The 26,749-nt window shown below is 44.1% G+C and carries 23 protein-coding genes; 17 read left to right on the top strand and 6 right to left on the bottom strand.

Translation table 11 applies throughout. The features are described from left to right. Window positions 1-59 precede the first annotated feature (59 nt). Complete coding sequence (locus MKY92_RS13555) at window positions 60-3,797, top strand: alpha-L-arabinofuranosidase C-terminal domain-containing protein (protein ID WP_339301212.1); 3,738 nt, start codon at window positions 60-62, stop codon at window positions 3,795-3,797. A gap of 137 nt (window positions 3,798-3,934) precedes the next feature. Here the strand turns inward: MKY92_RS13555 and MKY92_RS13560 are convergent, their stop codons facing one another. Together MKY92_RS13560 and MKY92_RS13565 are read right to left on the bottom strand one after the other, a co-directional pair. Beyond that, a complete protein-coding gene (locus MKY92_RS13560) occupies window positions 3,935-5,332 on the bottom strand; it encodes a TrkH family potassium uptake protein (protein WP_339301214.1) in 1,398 nt (465 codons plus the stop codon). Continuing rightward, on the bottom strand, window positions 5,316-5,981 hold the full coding sequence (locus tag MKY92_RS13565; RefSeq protein WP_339301215.1) for a TrkA family potassium uptake protein: 666 nt from the start codon (window positions 5,979-5,981) through the stop codon (window positions 5,316-5,318). The genes MKY92_RS13560 and MKY92_RS13565 overlap by 17 nt, the downstream gene beginning before the upstream one ends. Window positions 5,982-6,289: 308 nt before the next feature. On the opposite strand from MKY92_RS13565, the gene MKY92_RS13570 reads away from it, so the two are divergent. The 5 genes from MKY92_RS13570 to MKY92_RS13590 all read left to right on the top strand — a co-directional run bounded on the left by MKY92_RS13570 (window position 6,290) and on the right by MKY92_RS13590 (window position 13,602). After that, window positions 6,290-7,195, top strand: a complete 906-nt coding sequence (locus tag MKY92_RS13570; protein WP_221819504.1) for an ABC transporter permease subunit — start codon at window positions 6,290-6,292, stop codon at window positions 7,193-7,195. Window positions 7,196-7,210: 15 nt separating this feature from the next. Then, window positions 7,211-8,101, top strand: coding sequence for a carbohydrate ABC transporter permease (locus MKY92_RS13575; RefSeq protein ID WP_127545810.1), 891 nt, complete (start codon window positions 7,211-7,213; stop codon window positions 8,099-8,101). Window positions 8,102-8,183: 82 nt separating this feature from the next. Next, on the top strand, window positions 8,184-9,932 hold the full coding sequence (locus tag MKY92_RS13580) for a histidine kinase (protein WP_339301217.1): 1,749 nt from the start codon (window positions 8,184-8,186) through the stop codon (window positions 9,930-9,932). A 4-nt stretch (window positions 9,933-9,936) separates the two neighbouring features. Further along, a complete protein-coding gene (locus MKY92_RS13585; protein ID WP_339301218.1) occupies window positions 9,937-11,616 on the top strand; it encodes a response regulator in 1,680 nt (559 codons plus the stop codon). Between the two features lie 342 nt (window positions 11,617-11,958). Next, on the top strand, window positions 11,959-13,602 hold the full coding sequence (locus tag MKY92_RS13590) for an extracellular solute-binding protein (protein WP_339301220.1): 1,644 nt from the start codon (window positions 11,959-11,961) through the stop codon (window positions 13,600-13,602). Window positions 13,603-13,683: 81 nt separating this feature from the next. Here MKY92_RS13590 and MKY92_RS13595 read toward each other — a convergent pair whose 3' ends face one another. Beyond that, entirely contained in the window at window positions 13,684-13,944 is a 261-nt protein-coding gene (locus MKY92_RS13595; RefSeq protein ID WP_047842808.1) for a hypothetical protein, read from the bottom strand. 95 nt (window positions 13,945-14,039) lie between these two features. After that, window positions 14,040-14,168, bottom strand: a complete 129-nt coding sequence (locus MKY92_RS13600; protein WP_339301222.1) for a DUF4023 family protein — start codon at window positions 14,166-14,168, stop codon at window positions 14,040-14,042. A gap of 205 nt (window positions 14,169-14,373) precedes the next feature. On the opposite strand from MKY92_RS13600, the gene MKY92_RS13605 reads away from it, so the two are divergent. The 4 genes from MKY92_RS13605 to MKY92_RS13620 all read left to right on the top strand — a co-directional run bounded on the left by MKY92_RS13605 (window position 14,374) and on the right by MKY92_RS13620 (window position 17,705). Next, the gene (locus MKY92_RS13605) at window positions 14,374-15,126 is read left to right on the top strand and encodes a TrmB family transcriptional regulator (protein ID WP_169479612.1); all 753 of its coding nucleotides are present in this window, start codon (window positions 14,374-14,376) and stop codon (window positions 15,124-15,126) included. A 126-nt stretch (window positions 15,127-15,252) separates the two neighbouring features. Next, window positions 15,253-16,416, top strand: coding sequence for an MFS transporter (locus MKY92_RS13610; protein WP_339301224.1), 1,164 nt, complete (start codon window positions 15,253-15,255; stop codon window positions 16,414-16,416). Between the two features lie 228 nt (window positions 16,417-16,644). After that, window positions 16,645-17,211, top strand: a complete 567-nt coding sequence (locus MKY92_RS13615) for a sugar O-acetyltransferase (RefSeq protein WP_339301225.1) — start codon at window positions 16,645-16,647, stop codon at window positions 17,209-17,211. 155 nt (window positions 17,212-17,366) lie between these two features. Then, the gene (locus tag MKY92_RS13620) at window positions 17,367-17,705 is read left to right on the top strand and encodes a DapH/DapD/GlmU-related protein (protein ID WP_339301226.1); all 339 of its coding nucleotides are present in this window, start codon (window positions 17,367-17,369) and stop codon (window positions 17,703-17,705) included. Window positions 17,706-17,923: 218 nt separating this feature from the next. On the opposite strand, the gene MKY92_RS13625 is transcribed toward MKY92_RS13620, so the two are convergent. Beyond that, entirely contained in the window at window positions 17,924-19,357 is a 1,434-nt protein-coding gene (locus MKY92_RS13625) for a glycoside hydrolase family 1 protein (protein WP_339301228.1), read from the bottom strand. A 346-nt stretch (window positions 19,358-19,703) separates the two neighbouring features. Between MKY92_RS13625 and MKY92_RS13630 the strand changes: the two genes are divergently transcribed. Further along, window positions 19,704-20,672, top strand: coding sequence for a LacI family DNA-binding transcriptional regulator (locus tag MKY92_RS13630; protein WP_339301230.1), 969 nt, complete (start codon window positions 19,704-19,706; stop codon window positions 20,670-20,672). Between the two features lie 204 nt (window positions 20,673-20,876). After that, window positions 20,877-21,170: a DUF3817 domain-containing protein gene (locus tag MKY92_RS13635; protein WP_076212121.1), complete on the top strand. Its 294-nt coding sequence runs from the start codon at window positions 20,877-20,879 to the stop codon at window positions 21,168-21,170. 79 nt (window positions 21,171-21,249) lie between these two features. Here the strand turns inward: MKY92_RS13635 and MKY92_RS13640 are convergent, their stop codons facing one another. Beyond that, on the bottom strand, window positions 21,250-21,387 hold the full coding sequence (locus MKY92_RS13640) for a hypothetical protein (RefSeq protein ID WP_339301232.1): 138 nt from the start codon (window positions 21,385-21,387) through the stop codon (window positions 21,250-21,252). Between the two features lie 119 nt (window positions 21,388-21,506). On the opposite strand from MKY92_RS13640, the gene MKY92_RS13645 reads away from it, so the two are divergent. The 5 genes from MKY92_RS13645 (at window position 21,507) to MKY92_RS13665 (ending at window position 26,743) form a co-directional block, all read left to right on the top strand. Beyond that, window positions 21,507-21,851 (top strand): thioredoxin family protein, encoded by a 345-nt coding sequence (locus tag MKY92_RS13645; protein ID WP_339301233.1) that lies wholly within the window; start codon window positions 21,507-21,509, stop codon window positions 21,849-21,851. 180 nt (window positions 21,852-22,031) lie between these two features. Beyond that, window positions 22,032-23,054 carry a LacI family DNA-binding transcriptional regulator gene (locus MKY92_RS13650; protein WP_339301235.1) on the top strand — a complete coding sequence of 341 codons (1,023 nt, stop codon included), beginning with the start codon at window positions 22,032-22,034 and terminating at the stop codon, window positions 23,052-23,054. A gap of 115 nt (window positions 23,055-23,169) precedes the next feature. Beyond that, entirely contained in the window at window positions 23,170-24,159 is a 990-nt protein-coding gene (locus MKY92_RS13655; RefSeq protein ID WP_200868492.1) for an ABC transporter permease subunit, read from the top strand. Window positions 24,160-24,174: 15 nt separating this feature from the next. Then, the gene (locus MKY92_RS13660) at window positions 24,175-25,062 is read left to right on the top strand and encodes a carbohydrate ABC transporter permease (protein ID WP_017688674.1); all 888 of its coding nucleotides are present in this window, start codon (window positions 24,175-24,177) and stop codon (window positions 25,060-25,062) included. Window positions 25,063-25,099: 37 nt separating this feature from the next. Next, on the top strand, window positions 25,100-26,743 hold the full coding sequence (locus tag MKY92_RS13665) for a sugar ABC transporter substrate-binding protein (RefSeq protein ID WP_339301237.1): 1,644 nt from the start codon (window positions 25,100-25,102) through the stop codon (window positions 26,741-26,743). The last annotated feature ends 6 nt before the right edge of the window (window positions 26,744-26,749 follow it).

Here is a 26,749-nt window from a genome sequence, read left to right on the forward strand (position 1 = left end):
ATATTAATACGAATCAAAAGGGTAAACCGACAATCCCCAACTACATAGGAGGTAAGAACATGAGCACATATCAAAATCAATTAATCGCACAATACACGTTCGAGGATACCGTTCAGATCGGAAAGGACAGTTCCGGTAAGGGACATGATGCTATAGCCAAAGGTGAAATCCTGCCTGTGGTATCCGAGGTGAAAGGTAGATCAGCGGTAACTTTTAACGGGGGAGCGAATGGAACTTCTTATCTGCAATTACCTTCGGATCTGCTTCGGGATGTAAGCGATAACACAGGAATTACGATTGCCACTTGGGTGTTTCTGGGCAAGGGGTCTAATGTGTGGGAACGTATTTTTGACTTTGGTAAAGGGGAGAAGGGGCCGTATTTATTTCTGACACGTCAGCTTCTGGGTACGTTATATGCTGGTGATAATCTGGTTGTCCACCCAAGTCGTGGAGTTACAAGCGGAGAATGGTTGCATATCGCACTCTCGGTGGCAGGCAGCCAAGGGGGGACGTTGAGCAGTGCAGGGCCAATTGTATATGTAAACGGGGAGAAGGCGGCAGATGGATCGATCAGTCAGACGTCCAGTGGCAATTATGCCAAATTACGCGAATGGTTTGACTCTTTCACCGATTCTGAGAATTATAGCCAGAATTATATTGCACGTTCCCAGTATGCGGCTGATGTGGATTTTGCAGGTTCGTTATCCGACTTTCGGATCTATCAAGCAGCACTTACCATGGATGAAGTCATTGAAGTCATGTGTGAATCGCTGACCGATGAAGCGATTGTGAAGCTAGCGGCAGACAAGTACTTGTCCTTCCCGAACCGAATTATCACCAAAGATGTGTCACTGCCCGCAGATTTGCTGGGTGGTAAAGTGAGGGTTCAGTGGAGTTCCAGTGCTCCAGAAGTTCTGTCTGAGAACGGAGAGGTCCAGGCAATCACATCGGCACAAGAGGTTACGCTCCGTGCGCTTCTGAACAGAGGTGATAGTGAGCAGAGTCAACGCTTTGACGTGTCTGTTGTGCCCGCGCATCTCCCGCCTTATACGGTCACCATCCATGGAGATCAGAAGGTAGCTGATATCAGTGAAGTCATGTATGGGCTGTTCTACGAGGATATTAACAATGCGGCAGATGGCGGAATCTATGCAGAGCTTGTTCAGAATCGATCATTTGAATCTTTTGCATTTGATACGTACTCACATGACTCTGGAGAATGTGGTTGTTCGACAGGTCGAAATCGTGAACCTTTGTTTGCCTGGTCAGGCGATACGGAGAAAATGCTCGTACAACATACGGACGGACTGAACGTTCATTTTAACGTGGAAGACCCTGAAGTAAATGCTTATTATGTAACGGTTCAGGATGGGGCAGCGATTCGAAATCGTGGATTCTCCGACTCCAACCAGCATTGTGCCATGTCCATCAAGCAGGGTGAATCCTATGACTTTACCGTATGGGCAAAAGCAGAATCGGCAGGAACAATTACCATTCAATTGCAGGATGGAAGGGACATATCCATCAGTGATTCGGTAACGCTGCATGTTGAAGGCGGGAACACATGGAAGAAATACGGTTTGTCTCTGACCGGAACGGAGACTGTACTTGGTCAACTGGTACTTACGTTTGCAGGTGACATCTCCATCGATATGGTGTCCTTGGTCCCTCAGAATGTATGGGGAGCTGACCCGACAGAAGAGGGAATATCGGCTACAGCACATGCCAACTACACAGGTAATCCGAACTATCGATTGAGAAAAGATCTAATCCAGGCACTGGCAGATCTGCATCCGAAGTTTTTGCGTTTTCCGGGAGGATGTATCTCGGAAGGATCATTTATTTGGGACAACGTATACGACTGGAAGGATTCTGTGGGTCCGGTTGAGCTCCGCAAAGAGAATTATAATGTCTGGGGTTACATGATGACGATGGGCCTTGGTTATATGGAGTACTTCCAATTGGCGGAAGATCTGAATGCCGCTCCGGTTCCAGTCATGGCTTGCGGTGTGTTGTGTCAGGCACGCTCGGATTATGCACACCCTGCGGGTGGCGCTTTAAGAGATTATTATATCCGTAACTTTACAGATCTGATTGACTTTGCGCTCAGTACAGACTTTGAACACAACGAATGGGCAGCGGTACGAAGCCAGATGGGACATCCTGAACCGTTTGATCTTCGTTATCTGGGCGTAGGCAATGAGAACTGGGGCACTGAATTTTTTGCCAACTTCGAAGTATTCAAACGTTCGATAGATGAGTACATGAAACAGAACTATCCTGATCATGAGCTGCACATTATCTCGACGGTTGGTGCTCAGGCAGATGATGATGCGTACCAGGAAGGATGGAAATTCCTCAGCGGAAATCTGACGGGGTCAGCTCAGGTTGCTTTTGCCGATGGTACTGAGGTGATTGAGGAGACCGTAACCTGGTATGAGAATCAGGACAATTACATGGACACCATCGCAGATGAGCACTACTACCGCTCCAATGAATATTTGCTGAATAACGTAGATCGATACAACTACTATGACCGAGCTTATCATGAAGATGGCAGTATCGATTGGAAAGAAACATCCAAAGTATTTGTTGGAGAATATGCTTCCACGGACAAAAATACGCTGGCAGGAGCGGTCGCAGAAGCTGCGATCATGACCGGATTTGAAAATAATGCAGACGTTGTTCGTTTGGCTGCCTATGCGCCATTGTTCAACAAAGTACTAACGGACGGTACCTACCGCTGGACGCCGGACTGCATCTGGTTTGATGATGTCACGGTATGGTATACACCGAACTATTATGTACAGCAGCTTTTTGCAAAACATGTAGGAGATCAGGTGCTTGAGACTTCGTTCTCCACCTACAGCAAAGGTAAACCGTTGAGTCTCATTCCGCGTGGCGGCATCGAGATTGCAACAGGTGATGCAGACATCGTGGTGAAACGAGTCACGGTCACGTCCAATGTGGATGACAGTTTGATGTTTGATGAAGATTTCAGGGTACGTACAGAGCCTAGTGAGGCATGGAACCAGATTCCCGGATCGGAAGGATACACGTTGGCCGAAGGAAAAGGACTCATTTTGAAGGCACAATCAAGTGGATTGAATGGATTGTACCTGTTGAATGACGAATGGACTAACTACAAGGTGCAGGTTGAGGCTGAAAGAATTTCAGGTGAGGATGGTTTTTACATCGGCGTGGGACTGACAGATATCTCGTCCGAGAACAAGGATGTCATTGAGTACGCAATCAGTTACGGGGGAAGTGCCACAGCGGTGAAGGTGTACAAACAAGGGATTGAGGGTTACACCTTAGGAGACTATTCATCCAGTTCGGCAGCGGGTAACCTGAGAGCGGCCAACTATGAACCACTCGAGAATGGGACCGATTACACAATCACGGTTAACTATGGTGGTGATACAGGAAAGAATCTGATCTGCTCCTATACAGACGGACGTAATATCAGCAAGGTTCTGGAGTACAAGCTGGAAGCTTACAACCGGGAAGTATTCCACTCTGTTACGAAAGACGCACGGCATGTATATGTGAAACTGGTCAATGCAGATGGCGTGGATAAATCAACCCGGATTTGCCTTCAGGATCTGAAGGTTGATGCTTCAGCCAGATTGATCACACTTACTGGAGAAGATCATTTGGTGCATGTGCCGAATGTGAATCAGAAGAATGATGAGAAAGTGGTTCCCCAAGAACAGGAGATCAAGTTGAATGGTGAATCAGTGATCGTTGGTTTGTCAGCTCATTCGGTAAATGTTCTTATTATGGATCTTCTGTAAGCAAAATATATAAATAAAGGCCCCCTTAAGCAGACATCTGTCGTTTGCGATAAGGGGGCGTTTTGCTATTGAACTTCTTTTGAACTAAAAAGCAATTACTTTTCCACAAAAGGATTAACATGTCTTTAGTCCGTATGTTAACCAATGAGGACATGATCCTCTGCATAACCGATCTTGGATGTGCGTTTCTTCTGCGCCAATGCAAAAGCCAGTGTTAGTGGTCCCAGTCGTCCTGCAAACATCGTAATGGTGACGATAATTTTACCCGCAACACTCAACTCACTTGTCAGACCCATCGATAGTCCTGTGGTGCTAAATGCTGAAGTGGCTTCAAACAGAACATCCAGAAAATGATTTTCAAGAATGCCTTCGGATATGGATAACAAAATGGAGATTCCAAGTACAAAGGCAAGGGCACTTAAGACAACAGCGAGTGCGCGCATCACTGTTTCTTCTGCAATTTTACGCTCAAAAGCATGAATTTGCCCACCGCCCCGAAATGTTTGAATGGTCGCAAGAACAAGGACCACAAAAGTATTGATTTTAATTCCTCCACCTGTTCCGCCGGAAGAAGCTCCAATGAACATCAGGATAATAATGAAAAATTGGGATGTGGCCAACATACTTCCAATGTCAATGGTATTAAATCCGGAGCTTCGAGGGGCAGTACCCTGAAATAGAGAAGCCCATATGCGTTCACCGAAAGATAAATCAGCGAACGTAGAAGGATTCCAACTCTCGATTAAGAAGATGGTGATGAATCCAAACAAGTATAGAGAAAAACTGCCGATTAATACAATCTTTGAATGCAGGGAGAGCTTTCTCCATGAACGCTTGCGGAAAACATCCACAACCACAATATAACCCAAACCGCCAATGACAAAGAGCGTAATGACCGTAAGATTAACAACAGGGTCGCCAACAAATGGAGTAAGGCTGTCAGTCCAAAGGGAGAAACCCGCATTATTGAAGGCAGAGATGGAATGGAATATGGCATAATAGAAAGCTTGTCCCCACCCCAAATCGCTCTGCCAGCGTAATGTAAGAATCACTGTAGCCAGAGCTTCAAATGCAAAGGCTATAAGCACAATATACATGGATAGCTTAACCAGACCTTGAGCAGAGGATGTATTAGTGGCTTGTTGAATAAGAAGCCTCTGTTTCAAGCCAATCCGTTTCCCTAGAATTATGGCTACCATTACACCTAGTGTCATAAACCCCAACCCGCCAACCTGAATCAAAATCATGATGATGATCTGTCCAAATGTAGAAAAGACAGTCCCTGTATCCAGAACAATCAGCCCGTTTACACATATAGCAGAGGTTGCTGTGAACAAGGCATCAAGTAAACCAATAGATGCCCCGGTACTCGAAGATACCGGCAGTGCAAGTAATAAGGCCCCGATCCAGATGAGAGCGAAGAAGATGATCATGATAAGTTGAGGAGGACTCATATTGTTTTTCAGCTTGTTTACAATCAATTCAATGTTATGTAGAGCTGAAGTTCCCGGTGTTCGTTTATTTCTTTTGTTCATAGTCACTCTCCAGATTCCGAATGTTTTCATTACTTCCAATTAACAAGAGCATATCTCCTGAATGGACTCTGTCTTCTGCCATTGGAGATATATTAAGACTATTTCCAGTTTTGATGGCAATCACGGTACAGCCGTAGTTTGCGCGAACGTTGAGTTCTAACAGCGTCTTCTGATTCATACTTTCGGGAGCTTTGATCTCGACCAGATTATAATCTGAAGACAATTCAATGGAATCAATGATGTTGTCTGAGCTAAGCTGATTCCCCAGCCTTGTGGCCATGTCACGTTCAGGATAAACGATCTGATCCGCACCGATCTTGCTAAGCACACTACCGTGGTTATCATTTTTGGCCTTGGCTGTTACTTTGGGCACATTAAGTTCTTTCAATAACAGAGTGGTCAGTATACTTGCTTGCAGATCTTCGCCGATCGCAACAATGGCGTGTGAAAAGTTGCTTGCCCCAAGCTCCATAAGGACTGATTTGTCAGTACAATCTGCTTGTACGGCATGGGTTGCCACCGTTGAAATTTCCTGAACAAGAGTTTCGCTTTTGTCTACTGCGAGCACTTCATGCCCATTTTTAATGAGTGTGTGTGTCAAGCTTGAACCGAATCGTCCAAGACCAAGAACCATAAACTGTTTTTTCATAATATCCCTCATTGTAATCAAAATAAATAACGGTTTCCTCTATATCCTAATAGGTAAATATTACATTACGTACACAGGATTGTAAGGTTTCATATTGTAGTTACCAAACCCTGTGCAATATGTCTATGTCTAAGGATATCTCAAAAGAGTTCATTCTAATGCCTCAAGAATAGAATTGCAACTGATTCGTTTCTTTTTGGATGTTGAACTATGGAAAGCAGTCAATAAAAGATACCCAAAGTAAATAGCCCACACTATTGCGTTGATCTGGCTGCTCCTATAATAAACGTTGAAGGAGGAGTCAGCTTATGCGATCCAACTACAAACAATTTATCCGAAACGTTCCGCTTCATCTCATGATTCTGCCTGGACTGCTCATTATTATTGTATTCGGTTACATTCCGATGGCGGGGCTGTCTATTGCCTTTCAGAATTTCTCTCCCATTGCCGGATTCAAAAATCTAAATTGGGTGGGTTTGGACAATTTCAGGTATCTGTTCGATCTGCCGGGGTTCTCGCAGGTTGTATGGAATACGGTATTTATATCGACGATGAAAATTGTGTCCGGCTTGGTAATTCCGGTACTTGTAGCCTTATTGCTCAACGAGGTTCGCAAGACAGGATTTAAACGAACGATTCAGACGGTGATCTATATGCCTCACTTTTTCTCATGGGTTATTCTGGCGGGAATCATCGTGGATGTGTTATCTCCAAGCACCGGGATCGTTAATATGTTGCTGAAAGCCGTGGGCATTGACCCGATTCAATTCCTTGCCAGTAACGAGTGGTTCCCTTACATACTTGTCATCACAGACCAATGGAAAGAATTCGGATTTGGGACCATTATCTATCTGGCTGCCCTCACTAATATTGATAAATCTCTGTATGAGGCCTCTGTTATGGATGGTGCGGGAAGATGGAAGCAGACATGGCATATCACGCTGCCAGGAATTCGCCCGATCGTCATTTTGATGGTAACGCTTAGTCTGGGTAACGTACTTAACGGTGGCTTTGACCAAGTGTTCAACCTCTATAATCCATTGGTATATGAATCAGGAGATATTCTGGATACGATGATCTACCGGATCGGATTGCAGGATGCTCAGTATTCTGTATCGACAGCTTTGGGTCTGATCAAATCTGTCGTGTCTTTCATTTTTATCGGACTTGGTTATTTCTTGGCCTATCGGTTCGCGAATTATCGGATATTCTAGAAAGGAGGCAGAATCATGCACCATGCTTCAAGAGCCTATCGGTGGTTTCTAGGGTTTAACTACGTCATCCTGACGATTCTTGCCTTGTTATGCCTGTTCCCGATTGTGAATATATTAGCGATTTCATTTAGTTCAAGTGATGCGGTAAAAGCGGGTAGCGTTACATTCTGGCCTGTCGATTTCACGTTGTCCTCCTATCAATACATTCTGGAAAATCAGCAATTCCTGAACTCATTCGGCACAAGCCTTCTTCGTGTCGTTCTGGGGGTTACAACCAATCTGATCTTCACGATTCTCGTAGCTTATCCGCTCTCCAAAGAGGCTGCCAAATTCCGTTCAAGAACGTTCTATGCCTGGATATTCGTATTCACCATGTTATTCAGTGGAGGATTGATCCCGGGTTACCTGGTGGTTAAGGAAGCGGGGCTGTTGGATTCCATCTGGGCTTTGATTCTACCGGGCGCCGTTCCGATCTTCAATGTACTTCTAATGCTTAATTTTTTCCGGGGATTGCCGAAGGAGCTTGAAGAAGCTTCCTGGATGGATGGGGCAGGACATTTCCGCACCCTATGCAGCATCTATCTTCCTATTTCTCTTCCCAGTATCGCGACCATTACGCTGTTTGCCATGGTGGGACACTGGAATGCCTGGTTCGATGGCATGATCTACATGAAGAGCCCGGAAGGCTATCCGCTGGCTACATATCTTCAGTCCATGTTACAGCAGGTGACGATGATTCAGAGCGAGATGATGACGCTAGAGGATGCAACGCTCTTAAGTCAGGTATCGGATAGAACAACCCAAGCTTCCCAGATCTTTTTGTCCGTTATTCCGATTCTGCTCGTGTATCCGTTCCTGCAGCGGTATTTCGTTCATGGGCTTGTCGTCGGAAGTGTAAAGGGATAAGATCGATAGGAGGAAAACCGATCGATGGAAGGAGCCGATTTCTGGCTCCTTTTTTGCTATTGAGGAGAGGGGAGATGGAATATTGAGAGTCATCCAGGGGAGATGGAGAGAGTCATCCATTGTCGTCAAACTGATGATTGCTTTTGTACTGGTCATTCTGCCCTTGTACGGGATAAGCATTATGATCACGCAACTCAGCTCCAAACAAATGCAGACGGAGGTGGAGAAGGCACATGAGTCCAAATTGTACTTCTACCATAATCATCTGCAATTCGAATTGGAGCGAATGAGTGCGCTGGTTACCGAATTTTCATTTGATGAACCCATGTCCACGCTAAGTACACGAGCCGCGATTATGAGCAGATATGAAGTCACGTCCAGCCTGAACAACATTCACAATAAGCTGGGTCAGATTATGGTGACGAGTCCCTACATTAGTGATGTGGTGTATTATGTTCCCGCTCTGCATAAACGAGTCAGTGCCGCGGACGGGATTCGGGACGTAGAGGATACCGAGTGGAAGAATCTGCTCGCGACGATGGGGAATCTGAATGGCGAATTATCGCATTCCAATAACGATCTCTATTTCCTGAAAAGTAATCCGTATAACATGAACCATGAGGAGCCACCCAATTTCATATTAGGGATACGCTTGTCTGCTGAAGAACTGAAACACCGTTTGCAGCAGTTGTCGGAAACGGGTGAAAGTGAGATTACACTGAGTTTTGGTGAACAGCAACATGTAGTGATCACTTCTTCAGAGCAGCCAGCACCTGTAAAACCGATTCGAACAGTTTCGCCTGAAACATTCGATTCCATGCAAGTTACGAAGTTCCAATCTGATCCATATCTCTATTATTCGTTACATGATAAGGATCACTCGTTCATGCTGACAGCCACTATTCCGCAAGATGTGCTGAGCGCACCGCTGGAACAATACAACGTATGGTTATGGATGGTGACCTTCATGTCGGTTGTGATCATTATTGTCTTCTCATTTTCGATCTACAGATCGATTCACCAACCCTTAGCGGTGCTCATTCGAGGATTCAGGATGGCAGAGCAGGGCCAGACAAGCGTACATATTCCTTCATCCAGAAGGGATGAATTCGGCTATTTGTACTCTCGATTCAATCATATGATAGAGCGCTTACATATTTTGATCGATGAGAATTATGTTGCACGGATTCGAACAAGTGAAGCCGAACTCAAGCACCTGCAATCCCAGATTCAACCTCACTTTCTATACAACAGTCTATTCAGCATCAAGCAAATGGCCGAAGTGGAGAATGTGGAGCTCATTCAGGAATTCACTGACTACCTGGGTCAATATTTCAGGTATATGTCCCGTGATTCTCATACGGAAGTATCGTTGGGGGCTGAGATTGACCATGCGCTGGTCTATGCGTCCATTCAAAAAATCCGGTTTGGAACGAGGATTCAATTGGAATTGGAGGATCTGGATGCAAGGTACAGAGTTATTTCTGTTCCCAGAGTCATGATTCAGCCGATCGTAGAGAATGTGTTTGAGCATGCACTAGCCAAACGTAGCCAGGGAGGTATTCTACAGGTTTCGTACCAAAAGGATCAGGATAACCTGTCTATTCGCATCGAGGATGACGGGGATCAGTTAACCGACGCAACATTGAATTACTTGCAATCCTCCTTCGAAGAGACAGATCGGAAACATGGAAACGAAGAGATAACCGGGCTCATGAATGTGAATCAGCGATTAAGAATCAAATTCGGGGCTGTCTATGGTCTTACAGCACAGCGAAGTGAGCTCGGTGGGTTGTGCATTATAGTGAAGATTCCATGGAAAGGGGAGTAGGATTATGCAGCGGATGCTTATTGTCGATGATGAACCTGTTATTCTGGACGGACTGTATGCGTTCTTTCAAAAAGCAAATCTTCAGGACATGGAGATAATCAAGGCATACTCTGCCTATGAAGCTATTGATTGGTTGAACTCGGTAAAGATTGATATTGTACTCAGCGATATCTGTATGCCTGGCATGGATGGCATGCAGTTGATTGAGCAGATTATGGACCGGTGGCCACGATGCAAAGTTCTATTACTGACGGGACATAACGAATTCGATTATGCACACCAAGCCATTCGAAATCCTTGCGTTGTTGATTACCTGTTAAAGACAGAGGGCATGAACCACATTCGGGCTGCAGTAGAACGGGCATTAGCACAGATCTCGGAAGAGAATGATTTTCGCTACCAAGCTGCCTGGTTTCGCAGTAAATTACCGCGAGCGCTGCCCCAGTTACAGCGTCAATTGCTGCTGGATGTGCTTAAGCGAACGGATAGACATGATACCGTTTCACTTCAAGAAGAACTGGATGCTGTGCAGCTACCTTTCGAATCCGATCAACTCGTTATTCCAGTGATCATCCGGGTAGAAGAATGGAACAACTATCAATCCCAGGCGGATCGCAGTCTAATCCGCTATGCCGTTGCCAATGTTGCGGAGGAGCTGCTGCAAGACAAGGCCAGGGTGAAGGCGATTGATCTGGACACTCAGGTCATCGCGTGTTTTATTCAATCGCAAGAGGCGCATTCGTCACACGTATCTAATACGCAAGGGGAACGAGGGAGTCAGCTGGACAGCTGGAACCAGACCCTTTGTTTTGTCTATGGCACACTGGAGTCTGTGCAGCAATCCTGTGCGGACTGCCTGAACCTGTCTGTATCCATTATGGTCAGCGAGCAAGCGTTAGAGTGGAGCAGGGTTAATCAGGCGATCGCGCAGTTACGCCTGTCGATTCATGAGAGCCCCGGGTTTGGGATGGAGAAGCTCTTGCGTGTAAATATCCAGGATGAATTGCCATACACCCCTAGCATTATGAATCAACAGGGTGTTGTAACGCTGCATCTGGATCAGATCAAACAGCGAATAACCGCCGGGGATCGGGAATGGATAGAGTCCTTCCATAAATGGACCGAGGCGGCGAAGGAGGGACTTCCGGATCCATTCTTTCGCATGAAAACATATACGGGTGCAGCGAGTGTACTCATTGAAGTCCTGCATGAACTAGGGTTATATGAATCGGCAATGGAAGAAATATCGCTGTCTCGAATGTTACATTTTGATATTCATACCGCATGGACCGATCTGGTCATCTTTTATCAATCGGCATACGAATGGATGATCTCCAAACGAAGCGATGCCCGCGTGAACGACCAATCACAGATTCTGATTACGATCCATCAATACATCAAGCACCATCTGGAGGATGACCTCTCACTCACACGGATCGCACAGGAAGTCTCTCTTAACCCTTCTTATCTGTCACGATGGTATAAACGAATTACAGGTAAAGGCATATCCGACTACATCCATGACCGTAGAGTGGAGCGAAGCAAAGAGTTGCTTCTGGGTTCTTCTTGCAAGATGCATGAAATATCTGCGAAGGTTGGATTTAGTGATCAGCATTATTTTTATCGTTTCTTCAAAAAAGCAACAGGCTGCACTCCTCAAGAGTATCGGGATCAGAAAAGTTAAATGATATCTCAAATGGTAAATCAAAGATACCAGATGTCAACGGGATACACTCGAAGTGATAGCGCTTTCTTTGTAATATAAAAACATATATAAGATGAGTCAAATTAAACCATGAACGGAGAAAGCAGAAAAAACCTGAAGAAGCGGAGCTAAAAGCTTTCTTTGGAAAGCTACTTCGTAAGCATTAACTCGCCTTTATCAACAGATTTCTCCCTTGGAAAAAGGGATAAAGGAAATCTGGGGATAACAGTGATCGGAAGGTTATTCTGCTATCGGAGTGGATGTTTAATATTTAAAGTTCATCTTATATACCTCACGGGAGGAGAAAAAAGGGGGATTCGCATGAATATATCATTCAAGAAGTTCTCATTATTAACATTAACCATGGTGCTGGCCACCACGCTTGCTGCCTGTTCGTCTGGTGCGGGAAGTGCCGAGAATGAAGCAGCGCCGAACACACAGCAGGATGCGGGAGGACCACTTACGAAATATGACCCACCCATCAAGTTGACCTCAACCATGAATGAAACGAGCAATGAATCATTGGCTCAAGGGGATACACATGCCAAGAACGTTTGGACCAAGGGGTACAAGGAAGAATTAGGTATTGATGTTACCTATGAGTGGATTGTCCCGGATGCCAATTACAATGATAAGATGAACGTCACCCTGGCAAGTGGCGATTTACCAGATATTCTGAAAGTGAGTGCTGTACAGTTTGAGCAGCTGCATGAAGCGGGGATGTTGGAAGATCTGACCGGGGTATACGATAAGTACGCATCCGATCTGGTTAAGGAATTTATGTCTGCTGAGGATGGTGCAGGTTTAAAGCCGGTAACCAAGGACGGTAAAATATATGCCATGGTGAGTTTCCCAGGCTCACTTGATTCTTCGGATATGATCTGGATTCGTCAGGACTGGCTGAAGAACGTGGGACTGGAAGCGCCAAAGTCCATGCAGGACATCATTAAGATAGCAGAAGCTTTTACGTTTGAAGATCCAGATAGTAATGGGAAAGATGACACGTATGGTATTGCTTTACACAAGGATTTGCCGATTAATGCTTTCCTGCTGGGTTATCATGGTTATCTTGAAACCTGGATTAAGGATGCTTCAGGTCAGGTTGTGAATGGTACCGTTCAGCCTGAAGTGAAGGAAGGGCTTCGCGAACTGCAAAATCTGTATCAGAAGGGCGTTATTGATCCTGAGTTTGGCGTAAAAGATTTTGCGAAAATGATGGAGGATGTCAACGCGGGTAAATCAGGCATCTTCTTCTTACCCCAATGGGCTCCGTTCCAGGTTAGCAGCATGATCAAGAAGGATAAGAACGTGGATTGGATGCCTTATCCGGTTCAGTCGATTGATGATCAGCCTGCCAAAACACAGAATCACCTTAGCTTGGCCGGCATATTCGCTGTACGTAAAGGGTATGAGCACCCCGAGGCATTGATTAAGTTGTTGAATTTTCAAACCGAGAAAATGTTCGGTGAGTCTGCCAAGAAAGATCGTGCTGCGTATTTGAACGGCTTAACCGGACTCGGGTTTCTTAATGCGACTGTATCCAATCTGCCTGCCAACAAAAACGTAAAAGCACAGGAGGAGGTCGAGCAAGCACTCAAAACGGGAGAAACTTCAGGATTAGGACTTGAAGCAAAGCTGTTCTACGATGATATTATGGATTACCGTAGTGGAAATCTTGATAAATGGCATATGGAGCGAATTTTTGGTCCGGAAAGCTCGCAAGGTGTCATTAAATATTATCGGGATAACGATCTGATTGTTATGGATGAATTTATCTACGCACCGACGAGAACGATGAATACCAAACAGGCAACACTCGATAAACTGAGAGCCGAGACGTTTCTGAAAATCATCTATGGTAACTTATCAATTAACGAGTTTGATAATTTTGTAGCCAATTGGAAGAAACTTGGCGGGGATCAGATCACACAAGAAGTGAACGATACCATCGCAGCTAACCAATAAAAGGATTGAACTTCATAAGATCAAAGAAAAAATAGAAAATGGTGCGCTCCCCTAAGGAGAGGCACCATTTTTTGGGGCAAATTATTTTCGTTTCAATAACAGAACCCCACTGATTTCAGACGTTTTGTAGCGGTATACCACTTTGAATCCAATATCATTGTCCAGCAAGCAGTTCAGTGCATTGATCAGCCGTGCACCAGGAACCAGTGTGAATGTACATGGAGATGTATTACCAATCACACGTACACTTTGGATTCTGCGCGCAGAACCGGGAATGAGCGGATTTCTAGACCAGTAGATTAATACCAGATCCGGTTGTGGAACAGCATTGACACGAGCCATACTAATCATCTCTTTTCTATTAAAGGTTCTTAATAGTAGATGAAAAGTAGAGGAAAGGGTGTTAGACGGAAGACATGATGTTTAATAAATAGACTCTACTTATTCGTTGAGTGCTGTTTGGATGGCAGCTTGTCCCCTGGCGTTCCCTTGCCGTTGTTTTTATTGTGACGCTCTTTTTCGGCATTTTCGTTAACTTTCTTCACAAAATCTTGAGTACTTTCCATTGTAAATTACAGCTCCTTCCATAAGCAAAATGTGTATTCCGATTGTTAATATAACCACTGGCAAGTGATTTTATTTTGGTGACATCGCTAAATTTAATTCTGATTCCACATTCCTAGGTCAGTTGGGACATACTGGACATGGGAGGTTCATGCATCTAAACTAGATAGACCAGACACACTAAGAAGGGATGCGCAGATCCATACCATGTTGCAGAAATTCGGGTTTACACAATATGAAAGTCAGGTATACGAGGCTATATTCGCGCAGGATGAACCACTTGATGCCACATCGATTGTAAATTACTCCAACGTTCCCAAAGCCAAGATCTATGAAGTGCTTAATCGCCTGATCGACAAGGGAACGGTGCTGACAACGATGGATGGGAAGAAGAAACTATATATGGCGGTGGATCTTCAGTCCATCATTCATAAGATCAAGGCTGATTTTGAGAAAGATATTGAGGAATTGAAGAGTTACAAAATCAAACGTACATTCACCGATGAACATATCTGGACGTTAAAAGATGAGTCGTCCATCGCATCGAATATCGAACAGCTTATCGAGGAAGCAGATTCATCGATTCTTTTTCTCGCCTGGAATGAGCGAATGGAGAAATATCGTGAACTGCTGGAGCAGAAGGAAAAGCAGGGCGTATACGTTGAAGTACTTGCCGTTGGGGGCATGGAGACATCCTTAAACCGGATATACTCGTTAATCCCATTGCTAGATGCGCCGGAACCTTCACAGCTGCTTATTGTAGATCATGCATATCTGCTGTTTGCCGGTGTGGAGCATGATTCATGGCGAGCGATCAAGACGATGTCCAAACCGATTGTTAAAGCGATGACGGATTATTTCTACCATGATGTTGCCCTTACTCAGATTACCAAAAAATACGGTGACCAACTATTACAGGATGCGGAAATCGAGCGACTGCTTACCAGGTTGATCTATTAAAACTATTCTCTCGCAGGATAGTTTTTTTTGTTATATTTTTATTTGAAAAAAACATGAAAATAACTATTGAAACTTTCATTTTTATAGGTTACTATCGTAGTTGTAACTTTTTGAGGAGGATTCAACATGAATAAGAAAGTATATGTGCTCGCTATCGCAGCATTTGTGGTTGGAACCGTTGAACTGATCTTGGGCGGAATTCTGGACCTGATTGCTACGGATCTTCATCTTTCCCTGGCGAAAGCCGGGTATTTAATCTCTATTTTCTCACTTGTCTATGCGTTGTCTGCACCGATTTTATTAAATATGACGGCTAGATTCGAGCGTAAAAAAGTATATATGTGTACGCTGTTTGTATTTCTGATCAGTAATCTGGTCTCCGCGTTCAGTACCAGCTTTTATATGCTGATGGCGGGTAGAGCGCTTGGAGCCGCGACGGGTTCACTTATTTTTGTGCTCTCTCTAACCCTTGCAGCGCGCATTGTGGAACCACAATATAAAGGACGCGCCGTAGGGATTATTACCATGGGAGGTAGTGCATCACTTATCCTGGGTGTACCTCTGGGTATCTTTGTAGGCAACTTGGTAGGCTGGCGTGAGGTGTTTATGTTGATCGCTGTTCTAACCGCAGTGGTTATGATGGCCATCTGGATTGCGATGGACCGTGTTCAGCCTATTCCTGCCGTATCTCTGAAGAAACAGCTTACGGCTCTGTGGAATCCTAAAATGTTGGCAATCCATGCTACGACTTTACTTGTGCTTGCGGGTCATTTGACTTTATATGCATATTTCACACCATTCTTGCAAGAAACGCTGGGTGCCAGCGCCACGATGGTTACCTTTATCTATATGATGTTTGGGATCGCTGCTGTTGCAGGTGGAGGCATAGGTGGCATGTTATCCGATCGTCTGCATCCTGCTAAAGCCATTGTGATTGTGCTGATTCCCTTTATCGTAAGTATGGCTGTCATTCCGTTCAGTGTGGGATTGCCTTTGATCGCCTTCTTGCTGCTGTTAAGTATCTGGAGTGCACTGAGCTGGACCGTTACGCCTGTGCAGAATAGCCTCATAATCAAAACTTCGCCGGAAACAGCTGAAACGCTAATCAGCACCAACTCAGGTATTGCACATGCAGGTATTGCACTGGGTACTTATATCGGTGGCATGGTAATTGATCATTCATCGATTCTGAACACTGGATGGGTTGGTTCTATTCTGATTTTGCTTGGTTTGGTGTCTGCCATCTATGCCATTAGCGTTAAGGAAAAAACCGTTCAGGCGGTTGCTTAGAATAAAGAAATTGGAGATTGGTCAAAAGGCTTGAACCTCTGCATTCCCATAGTCTAATGGGTGTAGAGGTTTTTTTATTGTTGATACGCTAGAGTACACGTCAGAAGAATAAACCATTTTCATATGGAGCAAAACTTGCTTTATTCATGGTAATCTATATAATTAAAATAGTTTTAAAAAGTATTATTTAATGTTTAGTTACATGATGTTATTGAGGGAGCGGTGATCATGACTACGAAGACGGAGAAACAAAAAATGCTGGATGGCGAGCTGTACATGGCTTCGGATCTTCAATTGTCTGAGGACAGAGAGTATGCAAGGAAGATGACGAGGACGTTCAATCAAACGACGGAAACGGACGGTGAGCTTCGCACCAAGCTATTGAAGGAACTGTTGGGATCTACAGGTGAACACCTGGGAATGGAACCTAATATTCATGTGGATTATGGATATAACATTCATGTAGGCAATCATTTTTATACCAATTTTAACTGTACAATATTAGATGTGTGTGAAGTTCGTATTGGAGACCATTGCTTAATGGGGCCAGATGTACATATCTATACGGCTACTCATCCACTCCATCCGCATGAACGCAATACGGGTGCAGAATATGGCAAGCCAGTCACGATTGGCAATAATGTATGGATTGGTGGTAGAGCCGTTATTAATCCAGGGGTTACCATTGGAGACAACGTGGTCATTGCTTCTGGGTCTGTGGTTACAAAGGATGTTCCCGATAATATGATCGTGGGCGGCAACCCTGCTAGAATCATTAGAGAGATTGAGCTTTAGTTTATTTTAGATAGAAGATCAATGAAAGAGAAGCGTTAATCAAGAAACTGCTGGGGAAAACGACGGATCGTTTCCTGATTGAACAGCCATTTGTATGTGATTACGGCTATAATATTGAAATTGGTGAGAACTTCTATAGCAATCATAATATTGTCATGCTGGATGGAGGCAAAATCAGTTTTGGAGATAACGTTTTTGTTGCTCCCAATTGCGGATTTTATACAGCAGGCCACCCTTACGATGTTGAGCAGCGCAATGAAGGTCTGGAGATCGTTGGACCCATCACGGTGGGCAATAATGTGTGGATCGGTGGCGGTGTGACAGTTCTTGCCGGTGTGACGATTGGGGATAATACGATCATCGGTGCAGGGAGCGTAGTGACCAAGAGTATACCGTCTGGTGTGATTGCTGCGGGTAATCCTTGCAGGGTCATTCGCAAGATAACGGAAGAAGACAAAACAAAGTACAGCAGGGATGTAGTGAAGAACATCTAGTGAAGAATAAATAAATAGTGAACAACGTGATAGCAGCTAATGAGAATGCCCGATGTATATCATCGGGTGTTTCTTTTTGCAAATAAAAATAAAATCCCCCAGACAGAAAACATGCCAAGGTATCGTATAACCGACACTTTTTCATGTGATTTGTCTGAGGGATAGAAGAATGTATCTGTTACATTTGCTTAAAGTTCCTTAAAGTTCCTTAAAGTTCCTTAACGCTGCAAACTTTTCCCGTTACTGCTGATCACTTCTTTGTACCAATGGAAGGATTTCTTGCGGTAACGTTCGAGTGTTCCTGATCCATCGTCATGACGATCAACATAGATATAACCATAACGTTTTTTCAACTGGGCTGAAGACGCACTGACAACATCAATACAACCCCATGATGTATATCCCATAATTTCAACGCCATCTTCAATAGCTTCACCAACTTGAACCAGATGATCATTCAGATACTGGATTCGGTAGTCATCTTCAACGGTTCTCTCGCCGTCCGCACCCGTGATCAACTCATCAACAGCACCAAGACCATTTTCGACAATAAACAGTGGTTTTTGATAGCGGTCATAGAACATGTTAAGCACATAACGCAATCCTTGCGGGTCAATCTGCCATCCCCATTCACTTGCTGGCAGATAAGGGTTAGGTACACCGCCAAGAAGGTTACCTTCACCTGCGATTTGTTTCTCCGGGTCTGCTGTCTGACAGATACTCATGTAATAACTGAAAGAGATAAAGTCTACTGTGTTCAGCAACATTTCCTCGTCGCCAGCTTCCATCTGAATCTCAATTCCATTTTCACGGAAATAACGTTTCATATAACCAGGGTAGCGACCTCTTACATGCACATCACCGAAGAAATAGTTGCTATGTTCGAATTCCATGACTTTAATCATATCGTCTGGATTTGGTGTCAGCGGGTAGGTAGGCATACTGAGCATCATACAACCAATCTGTGCTGTAGGAATAATCTCATGACAGAGCTTCACCGCAGAAGCACTGGCTACAAACTCATGATGGATCGCCTGATAGAGATCTTGCTTGCTAAGCTTTTCCTTAGGCGTGTAGATGCCTCCACTCATGAAGGGTGCTTCAAGAATGGAGTTGATTTCGTTAAAAGTAAGCCAGTATTTTACTTTGTTTTTATAACGTTTAAATACGGCAGTTACATAACGCTCATAGAATCCAACCATTTTCCGGTTAACCCAGCCGTCGTATTCTTTGGACAAGTGAAGAGGTGTCTCATAGTGGGATAGTGTAACCAGTGGTTCAATCCCGTATTTGTGACATTCGTCAAACAGATCGTCGTAGAACTGCAGTCCTTCTTCATTTGGTTCCAGCTCGTCCCCTTTTGGGAAAATCCGGGACCAGGCGATGGAAGTACGGAATACCTTGAAGCCCATCTCGGCAAACAGTTTCACATCTTCCTTGTAGCGATGATATAGATCGATAGCGATCAGTTTCATATTATCTTCGGTGGGTTCTTCCGTGATTGGCCCCATGATGCCTTTGGGAGCTACATCCTGAGTAGATAATCCTTTGCCGCCTTGATTGTATGCACCTTCAGCCTGGTTGGCTGCAATTGCGCCACCCCACAGGAAATTTTCCGGGAATTGATAGGTATGATTTTGAGAGTTGCTCATGTGTATCGCTCCATTCATCAAATTGATATTAAGAGGTTGTTCATGTATGACATAAAAAAAGCTTAAACGTTGTAACGGGTTACACGTCAAGTTTTACTTTTGACCTCAAATTAAGGCATACTATTATTCTAAATAAGTTCAACTAAAATTTACACGAAAACGGAGAGGACAGAAATAACCAGAAGAAGCGAAGCGGTCGCCTTTATCCCCGGATTTTCCCTTTTAGATAAGGGAATCAAAAAAATCTGGGGATAACAGCGATCGGAAGGTTGTTCTGTCATCGAAGTACCAGTGTAAATAATCTTAGTTGAACTTATATAGTTCGTTAGCAAGAAGGGAGTCTCCGATGTCCAAGTTTGATGAAATAATGAAGCGGTCCGGTTACTCAAAAGCGACTGTGTCACGCGTGATTAATCATTCTCCGCATGTTAGTGATGAAGCAAGACAAATCATAACGGATATTATGAAACAGTTGAATTATATTCCCAACCGGAATGCAATATCGTTATCTACAGGGCAAACAAAGCAGATTGGAATTGTGACCTCTACCACAGGTGAAATCATTCTTACATTCATGAATCAATTCATTGATACAGCCATGGATTTTGGGTTTCAGACGATTATCTATACATCCCGTGGAGATCCGGAGATTGAATTGCAGGCATTCGAAGATCTGCGCAGTAAACGAGTAGATGGGCTAGTTATTATTGCTTGTGTCAATGACCCTCGGAAATTAAAGGCTTATATGGAGTATGGGCCCATTGTCTCCTGGCAGCGAATGGGGAATGACGAGATTCCGTCTGTTGCGATGGATCAGGCAGAAGGGTATAAGTTAGCTCTGGAGCATCTGGTATCAAGAGGGTACACTCGAATTGCGAATGCATTTGGCAGGGCTGAAAGTTTGAATACCCAGAGCCGACGTGAAGCCTATGAATCTTTCATGAAAAGCAGAGGGTTGCATGTATGGACTGAAGCATATCAATATTCCGTATTCAGCTCCTCCGATGGCGAAGAAGCGATGCGAAGAATGGCTGAAGGGTCAGAACTTCCGCAGGCCGTATTATGTTCAAATGATTATGCAGCCATAGGCATTCTGAGTGAAGCACGCAGACGGAATATTCAGGTACCGGAACAACTCGCAATTGTGGGGTTTGATGATATCGAGCTTTCCCGTGTTCTCGGAATCACGACCATACACAATCCGATTGCGGAGCAAGCCACCCAGGCTTTCCATCAGTTGTGGGCCGTATTGGGTAAAATGGAGTTGCAGACCGAACAGCTGACATACCAGCTGATTGAGCGTGAGACGACTTGAATCTATAAGACCTGATGTGGGAATCTGGTTTTATGGATTCAATAATTATTCAAATTTGAAGCATCTTCGAGTCAAACTCATACGTTATACTGAAGATGTGCTTTAGAACGACATATCTGTACAGAGATGTCGCTGAGGTTTTTGTATCATGTTACAAGTTACATATTTCACAAACGATTAGCGGGAAAGGTGAGAATGGACTTTATGAAGACAGTGACAGGCCGATTCAGAATTGCGGGCATATGGGAGGGTGTATCCTTACTTCTATTGATTTTTATTGCTATGCCTCTGAAATATTTTGCAGATATCTCTTCCGCTGTAGCCGTAATGGGCATGATTCATGGTATTTTGTTTCCTTTGTACCTTATTGCGCTTGTTCACTTGGCTCTGGTCAAAAAGTGGAAGATAACGCGCTGGCTGATGGGTGGACTCGCGGGTCTATTGCCGTTTGGAACTTTTGTATTTGAATCTTATCTTCGGAAGAGAAATTGGAAATAAAGATCAATAAGAATAAATGAAAGCAGGCGACTAATTCAGATGTTATCCGAATTGTCGCCTGTTACTTTCTGTACAAGTACTACTTTACTGTGCCTTGCTGACGATCAGACAGCAGGCTTACGTCAAAATCGCCAGAGGCATTTGACACAGGTGCATACGCCGAGAAGGAAGTAACAACTACCAGGGCAGTGAACAGAAATACGAATGATTTTTTCATACCATAACCTCTTTCATATGGGGATATATTCCATTTGATTCTAACGCACATAGGTTATACTTGAAAAGAAAAAGTTTAAAATGAGCAAGCTATTGAATGACTGAAAGGATTGAGCTTCTATGAAAGATATTCATGAGTTAACATCCATAGAAATGGTTGAAGAAGCTATTCAACAACATGAATTGGTTTTTTTGTATGTATCTCGTCCAGAGTGCAGTGTATGTCACGCTTTACTCCCCAAGATCAGGACGTTGCTTGAACCCTATCCAACAGTATACCTGGGTCACATGAATGCTAATGAAGTGGAAGAGGTTGCATCCAAGTTTCTTGTTTTCACCGTTCCAACAATGATCATGCTTGTGGAGCAGAAGGAATATATTCGAGCGGATCGTTTTGTTCGCTTGGAACGTCTGGAAGAGCAGCTGCAACAGATTCACTCCATGTATATCCAGGATGAGGAATAGAAGCTAAAGCTTCATGAACGGCGGCTCATACATAAGCCGTTTTTTTTGCGCCCGGAGTGACATATAGCTATGAATAAAGTACATGATGCCTGAACTCACAAATTAAAGTGTTGCCATGAAAACGGTTTTATGATAATTTAAACATTATAAAAACGTTTTTATAGTAAAGGAACAAAACTTATGGCTAAGATAACGATTAAAGATGTAGCAAGGGAAGCGGGCGTATCCATATCTACGGTCTCCAACGCCTTAAATGGTGTAGATGTCTTGAACCCGGAGACGAAATCACATGTTCTTAAGGTGGCAGAGCGTTTAAATTATGTGCCCAATCTGAACGGCAAGCTGTTGAAGTCCGGTCAAACCAAAATGCTCGGTTTTTTCACTACAAGTGTATCGGGTCCGTATTTCTATAAGCTGGTTGAGTCAATGTCTCGCGAATGTGATCGTCTTGGGTACGGGCTGAATGTATTTGTGACCAAGGATAAACACGTTATTATGAGTAATATTCTGGGTCGGCGGGTGGACGGTGTCATTATCTACGAAGAGCTTCGGATCGATGAGCAAGATATTATCGCTATGGAGAAAGACAAGATCAAGGCGGTTTTTCTGGATCGGGTCTATCAGAGTGATACGATGGGAAGTGTCATTTTTGACTCGTTTGTGGCGGCTTATGAAGCAACCAAGTATTTAATTGGGCTGGGGCACAAGAAAATTGCTTATATTTCGGGTGTGGACACGATGTTTGACAGTGTGCAGCGTAGAGACGGCTATTTGGCTGCCTTGCATGAATACCAGCTTCCAATCGATGAAGATTACATTATACAAGGGTATTTTGAGGAGGAGAGCACGTATAGTGCGATAAAATCTTTTCTTCATTTACACCCGGGCAAGCGGCCTGATGCATTTCTTGCAGGGAATGACTTGAGTGCAATTGGCTGTATGCATGCGTTGAAGTCTGAGGGTTTTGAAGTGCCTCAAGATGTTAGTGTCGTGGGTTTTGACGATATTGATATCGCACAGTATTTTTCTCCACCGCTTACAACGGTAAGAAATCAAATTGCAAGACAGGGTATCCTGGCCATCAATCAACTGGTGGGTATGATCAAGGAGAAAGAACAAGGGGCTGCGCAAAAATTGGCGGGTGAGCTGGTGGTGAGAGGTTCAAGCCATGTGAAGGTCGACCGGAAAGACTACCGTACATAAGTTGATTCAGCTTCTTCTCCGGTCTTTTTTTACATAAATATAAATAAAGGGGTTTTTTATGTCGAAAAATAAAAACGTTTTTATAAACATGCATGATGGAGAGGAGTAAAAAAACGTGGATAAATTAGCCGTAGAGACATCAACCGGTAAAAATGCGATCAGTCCCAATGGGAAGAAACCCATCGGACAACGGATCAAAGAATTCATAGTCGATTATCGGAGACAATGGGAGATTCAATCGATGATTATCCCGGGCATTATCTTTATGATTATTTTCTGTTATATCCCGATTTACGGTTTGACAATTGCCTTCAAAAATTACACGGTCATTGATACGCTGGCTACCGCTCCTTGGGTAGGGCTGGATAATTTCAGAATCATTTTATCAGACAAATACTTCTGGGATGCGGTCGTGAATACGCTGGGGATCAGTTTTCTGAAACTGGGTATCGGGTTCGTTATTCCCATAATTCTCGCGATCATGATCTACGAGTTAAACAGCGGACGATTCAAGAAGTTTGTGCAAACGGTTTCATATTTGCCCCACTTTTTGTCCTGGATTGTACTTGGGGGAATGCTGATCACCTGGTTTTCAACAACGGGCTTATTTAATCAGTTGTTACTTAGCCTGGGAGTAATCTCGCAACCGCAGAACATCTTGCTGGATGCAGGCAAGTATTGGTGGATTGCTACGTTATCGGATATTTGGAAAGAAGCAGGTTGGGGAACGATTCTGTATCTGGCAATCATGGCAAAGATTGATCCTACGTATTATGAAGCGGCCAAAATCGATGGTGCAAGCCGTCTCAGACAGATCTGGAATATCACATTGCCTAACATGAAATCAATTATAAGCCTAAATCTGATTCTAACTGTAAGCGGTTTATTAGGGTCGAATCTGGATCAAACGCTGGTTCTCATGAACTCCCAGAACCGCGACAAAGCGGAAGTCATCAACTCGTACGTGTATCGTATGGGGATGTCTCAGGGTGACTTTTCATATGCAACGGCCGTTGGCTTGGGTGTCTCCATCATCTCTGTCATTTTACTCGTCACGGCAAACAAAATCACAAGCAAATTAAACGATAATCAATCTGTGTTGTAGAAGGAGGTAGCCCGCGTGAATGGAAAGGTGGCAAAAGAAGATCTCGATAGTCGGATCTTTGATACCTTAAATATGATTTTGTTAATCATCTGTACGATCGTTATTCTGGTCCCGCTCTGGAATGTCATCATCTCTTCCTTTAGTTCAGGCAAAGCGCTGGCGGAAGGTGGATTCATCTTCTGGTCACCGGAATTCTCGCTGGAGAATTACAGAGCTGTATTCAATGATCAGGGCATCTGGCAGGCCTTCTTCATATCAGTTTCCAAAACAACGATTGGCGTTGTTACACATGTGTTCTTCTGTGCCATGGTTGGATACGGTCTGAGCAAAAAGTACATAAGAGGCCGTAAATTATACGTTGCCATGGGTGTTATTACCATGTTCTTCTCGGGCGGCATGATCCCGACATACCTGTTAATCAAATCACTTGGCCTGCTTAACAGCTTCTGGGTGTACATTATTCCGGCGTTATTCAGCTTCTATGATGTCGTGATTCTGATGAATTTCTTCCGGAATGTACCGGATTCTCTGGAAGAATCGGCCAAGATTGACGGCGCAGGGGATTGGCATATTTTCCTGAAAATCTTCATTCCACTCTCCATGCCTGCCATGGCGACAATTGCGCTATTTAATGGGGTGGGGCAATGGAACGACTTCATGACAACCAAGTTATACATTACCGATCAGTCATTGTATCCACTTCAGATGATGCTGTATGAGATTATCGTTCAGTCCCAGACACAATCCATGCAAAATGTCGGGGGTTCAGCTGTCATTGAAACAACGACCAAAGGTGTGCAGTTGGCCACGATTGTCATTACAACACTCCCTATTGTGCTGATCTATCCCATCGTTCAGAGATACTTTATCTCGGGAATGATGCTCGGAGCAGTCAAGGAATAGGAGCAACAAACACCCCATTTTGAGGAGGAACAAAAATATGTTGAAGTTGAATAAGGCATCAGGCAAAAAAGGAATTAAATTGCTCGCAACACTGCTCACAGCCGTACTTATGATTACAGGTTGCAGTGGTGGATCTGGGGGCTCCAGTGAAGGGAACTGGGTATCCATTGAAGATCGTTATACGGTTGACCCGGAAAAGCCGGCTTGGCAGTTGGATAAAAAGGAAGAGGCTACCGACCTGACCTGGTACGTCAATGCTGACTGGTGGAACACTGATTTTGGCAAGGACATTGTCACCAAGAAAATCAAAGAGGATCTGAACATCAATATTAAATTCATCACGGGTGATGATACCAAGTTAAACACCTTTTTCGCCGGTGGAGATATGCCAGACTTGCTTACAGTATTTGACTCGAATTCTCCTGTGGTACAAAAAGCTGCAACCTGGGCGATGCCGCTGAACGATCTGGCGGAAAAATATGATCCTTACTTCAATAAAGTTGCGGCTGCCGATACATTGAACTGGTTCCAGTTGGCAGATGGTAAAACCTATGGTTACCCGAACTATTCCAATACACAAGAGGATTATGATAGCGGTAACATTCCTGCCAAAACGGCATTTATCATTCGTAAGGATGTGTACGAAGCTTTGGGTAGTCCGGTCATTGGAACGCCAGAAGAATTCCAGAGTGTGATGAAACGAATTAAGCAAGAGTTCCCTGCGCTGATTCCGTTTGGATTCAACTCTATTGGTGAAGGAACAGGTTCACTCGGGGATACGTTGCAAGATTTCATCGGTGTTCCGCTGGAGACTGAATCAGGAGAATTCTATGATCGCAATCTGGATGAAGATTACCTCACGTGGTTGAAAACATTGAACACCGTGTACAGAGACGGCAATATCAGTGATGACAGTTTTGCCGATGATGGAACCGCTTTTGAAGAAAAAGTGAAGTCCGGTAAATATGCAACGATGCTGCTTGACGGTACACCTCAACAAGGAGGAAACTTGCAAATCTACATGAGTGCGAATCCAGGCAAAGAATATGTTGCTATCGATGGACCGCAGAGTACCAAAGGTAATGCGCCAACATTGAATCAATCCGGAATAACCGGGTGGATGATCAATTTCATTTCCAAGGACTGTAAAGATCCGGCCAAGGCCATTCAGATATTCACATACTTGCTGAGTGAAGAGGGACAGACACTTATGAATTACGGGATCGAAGGGGAGACCTTCCAAACCAAAGCCGACGGTAGTGTAGAATTGCTGCCAGCAGTGAAAGACATGCAACTCAATAACGCGGATCAATTCAAAAAGGATTATCGGATGGGTGAGTTTATGTTCTTCGGTCATGACCGCCACAAAGCACTCAGTGCAGATGCATTTCCGGAAGCGATTAAACAGATGCAGGAGTGGGGCAAAGGCAAGCTGAAACCACACTTTATTCTGGAGAATATTAGCCCGGATCAAGGTACACCTGAAGCTCGTGCGTTGTCAGCAATCAATACGAAGTGGAATACAACACTGGTCAGTATGGTACGTTCCAAGGATGATGCCTCGTATGACAATGCACTGGCTTCTTACAAGTCATTTTTAGGTGAGAACCGTTGGGAAGAGATTGTGAAGGTACGCAGTGAAAAGATGAAATTGAACAAAGAGAAACTAGGCATTCAATAATAGAAA

The sequence above is a fragment of the Paenibacillus sp. FSL R5-0623 genome, from assembly GCF_037974265.1.
Lineage (GTDB): Bacteria > Bacillota > Bacilli > Paenibacillales > Paenibacillaceae > Paenibacillus.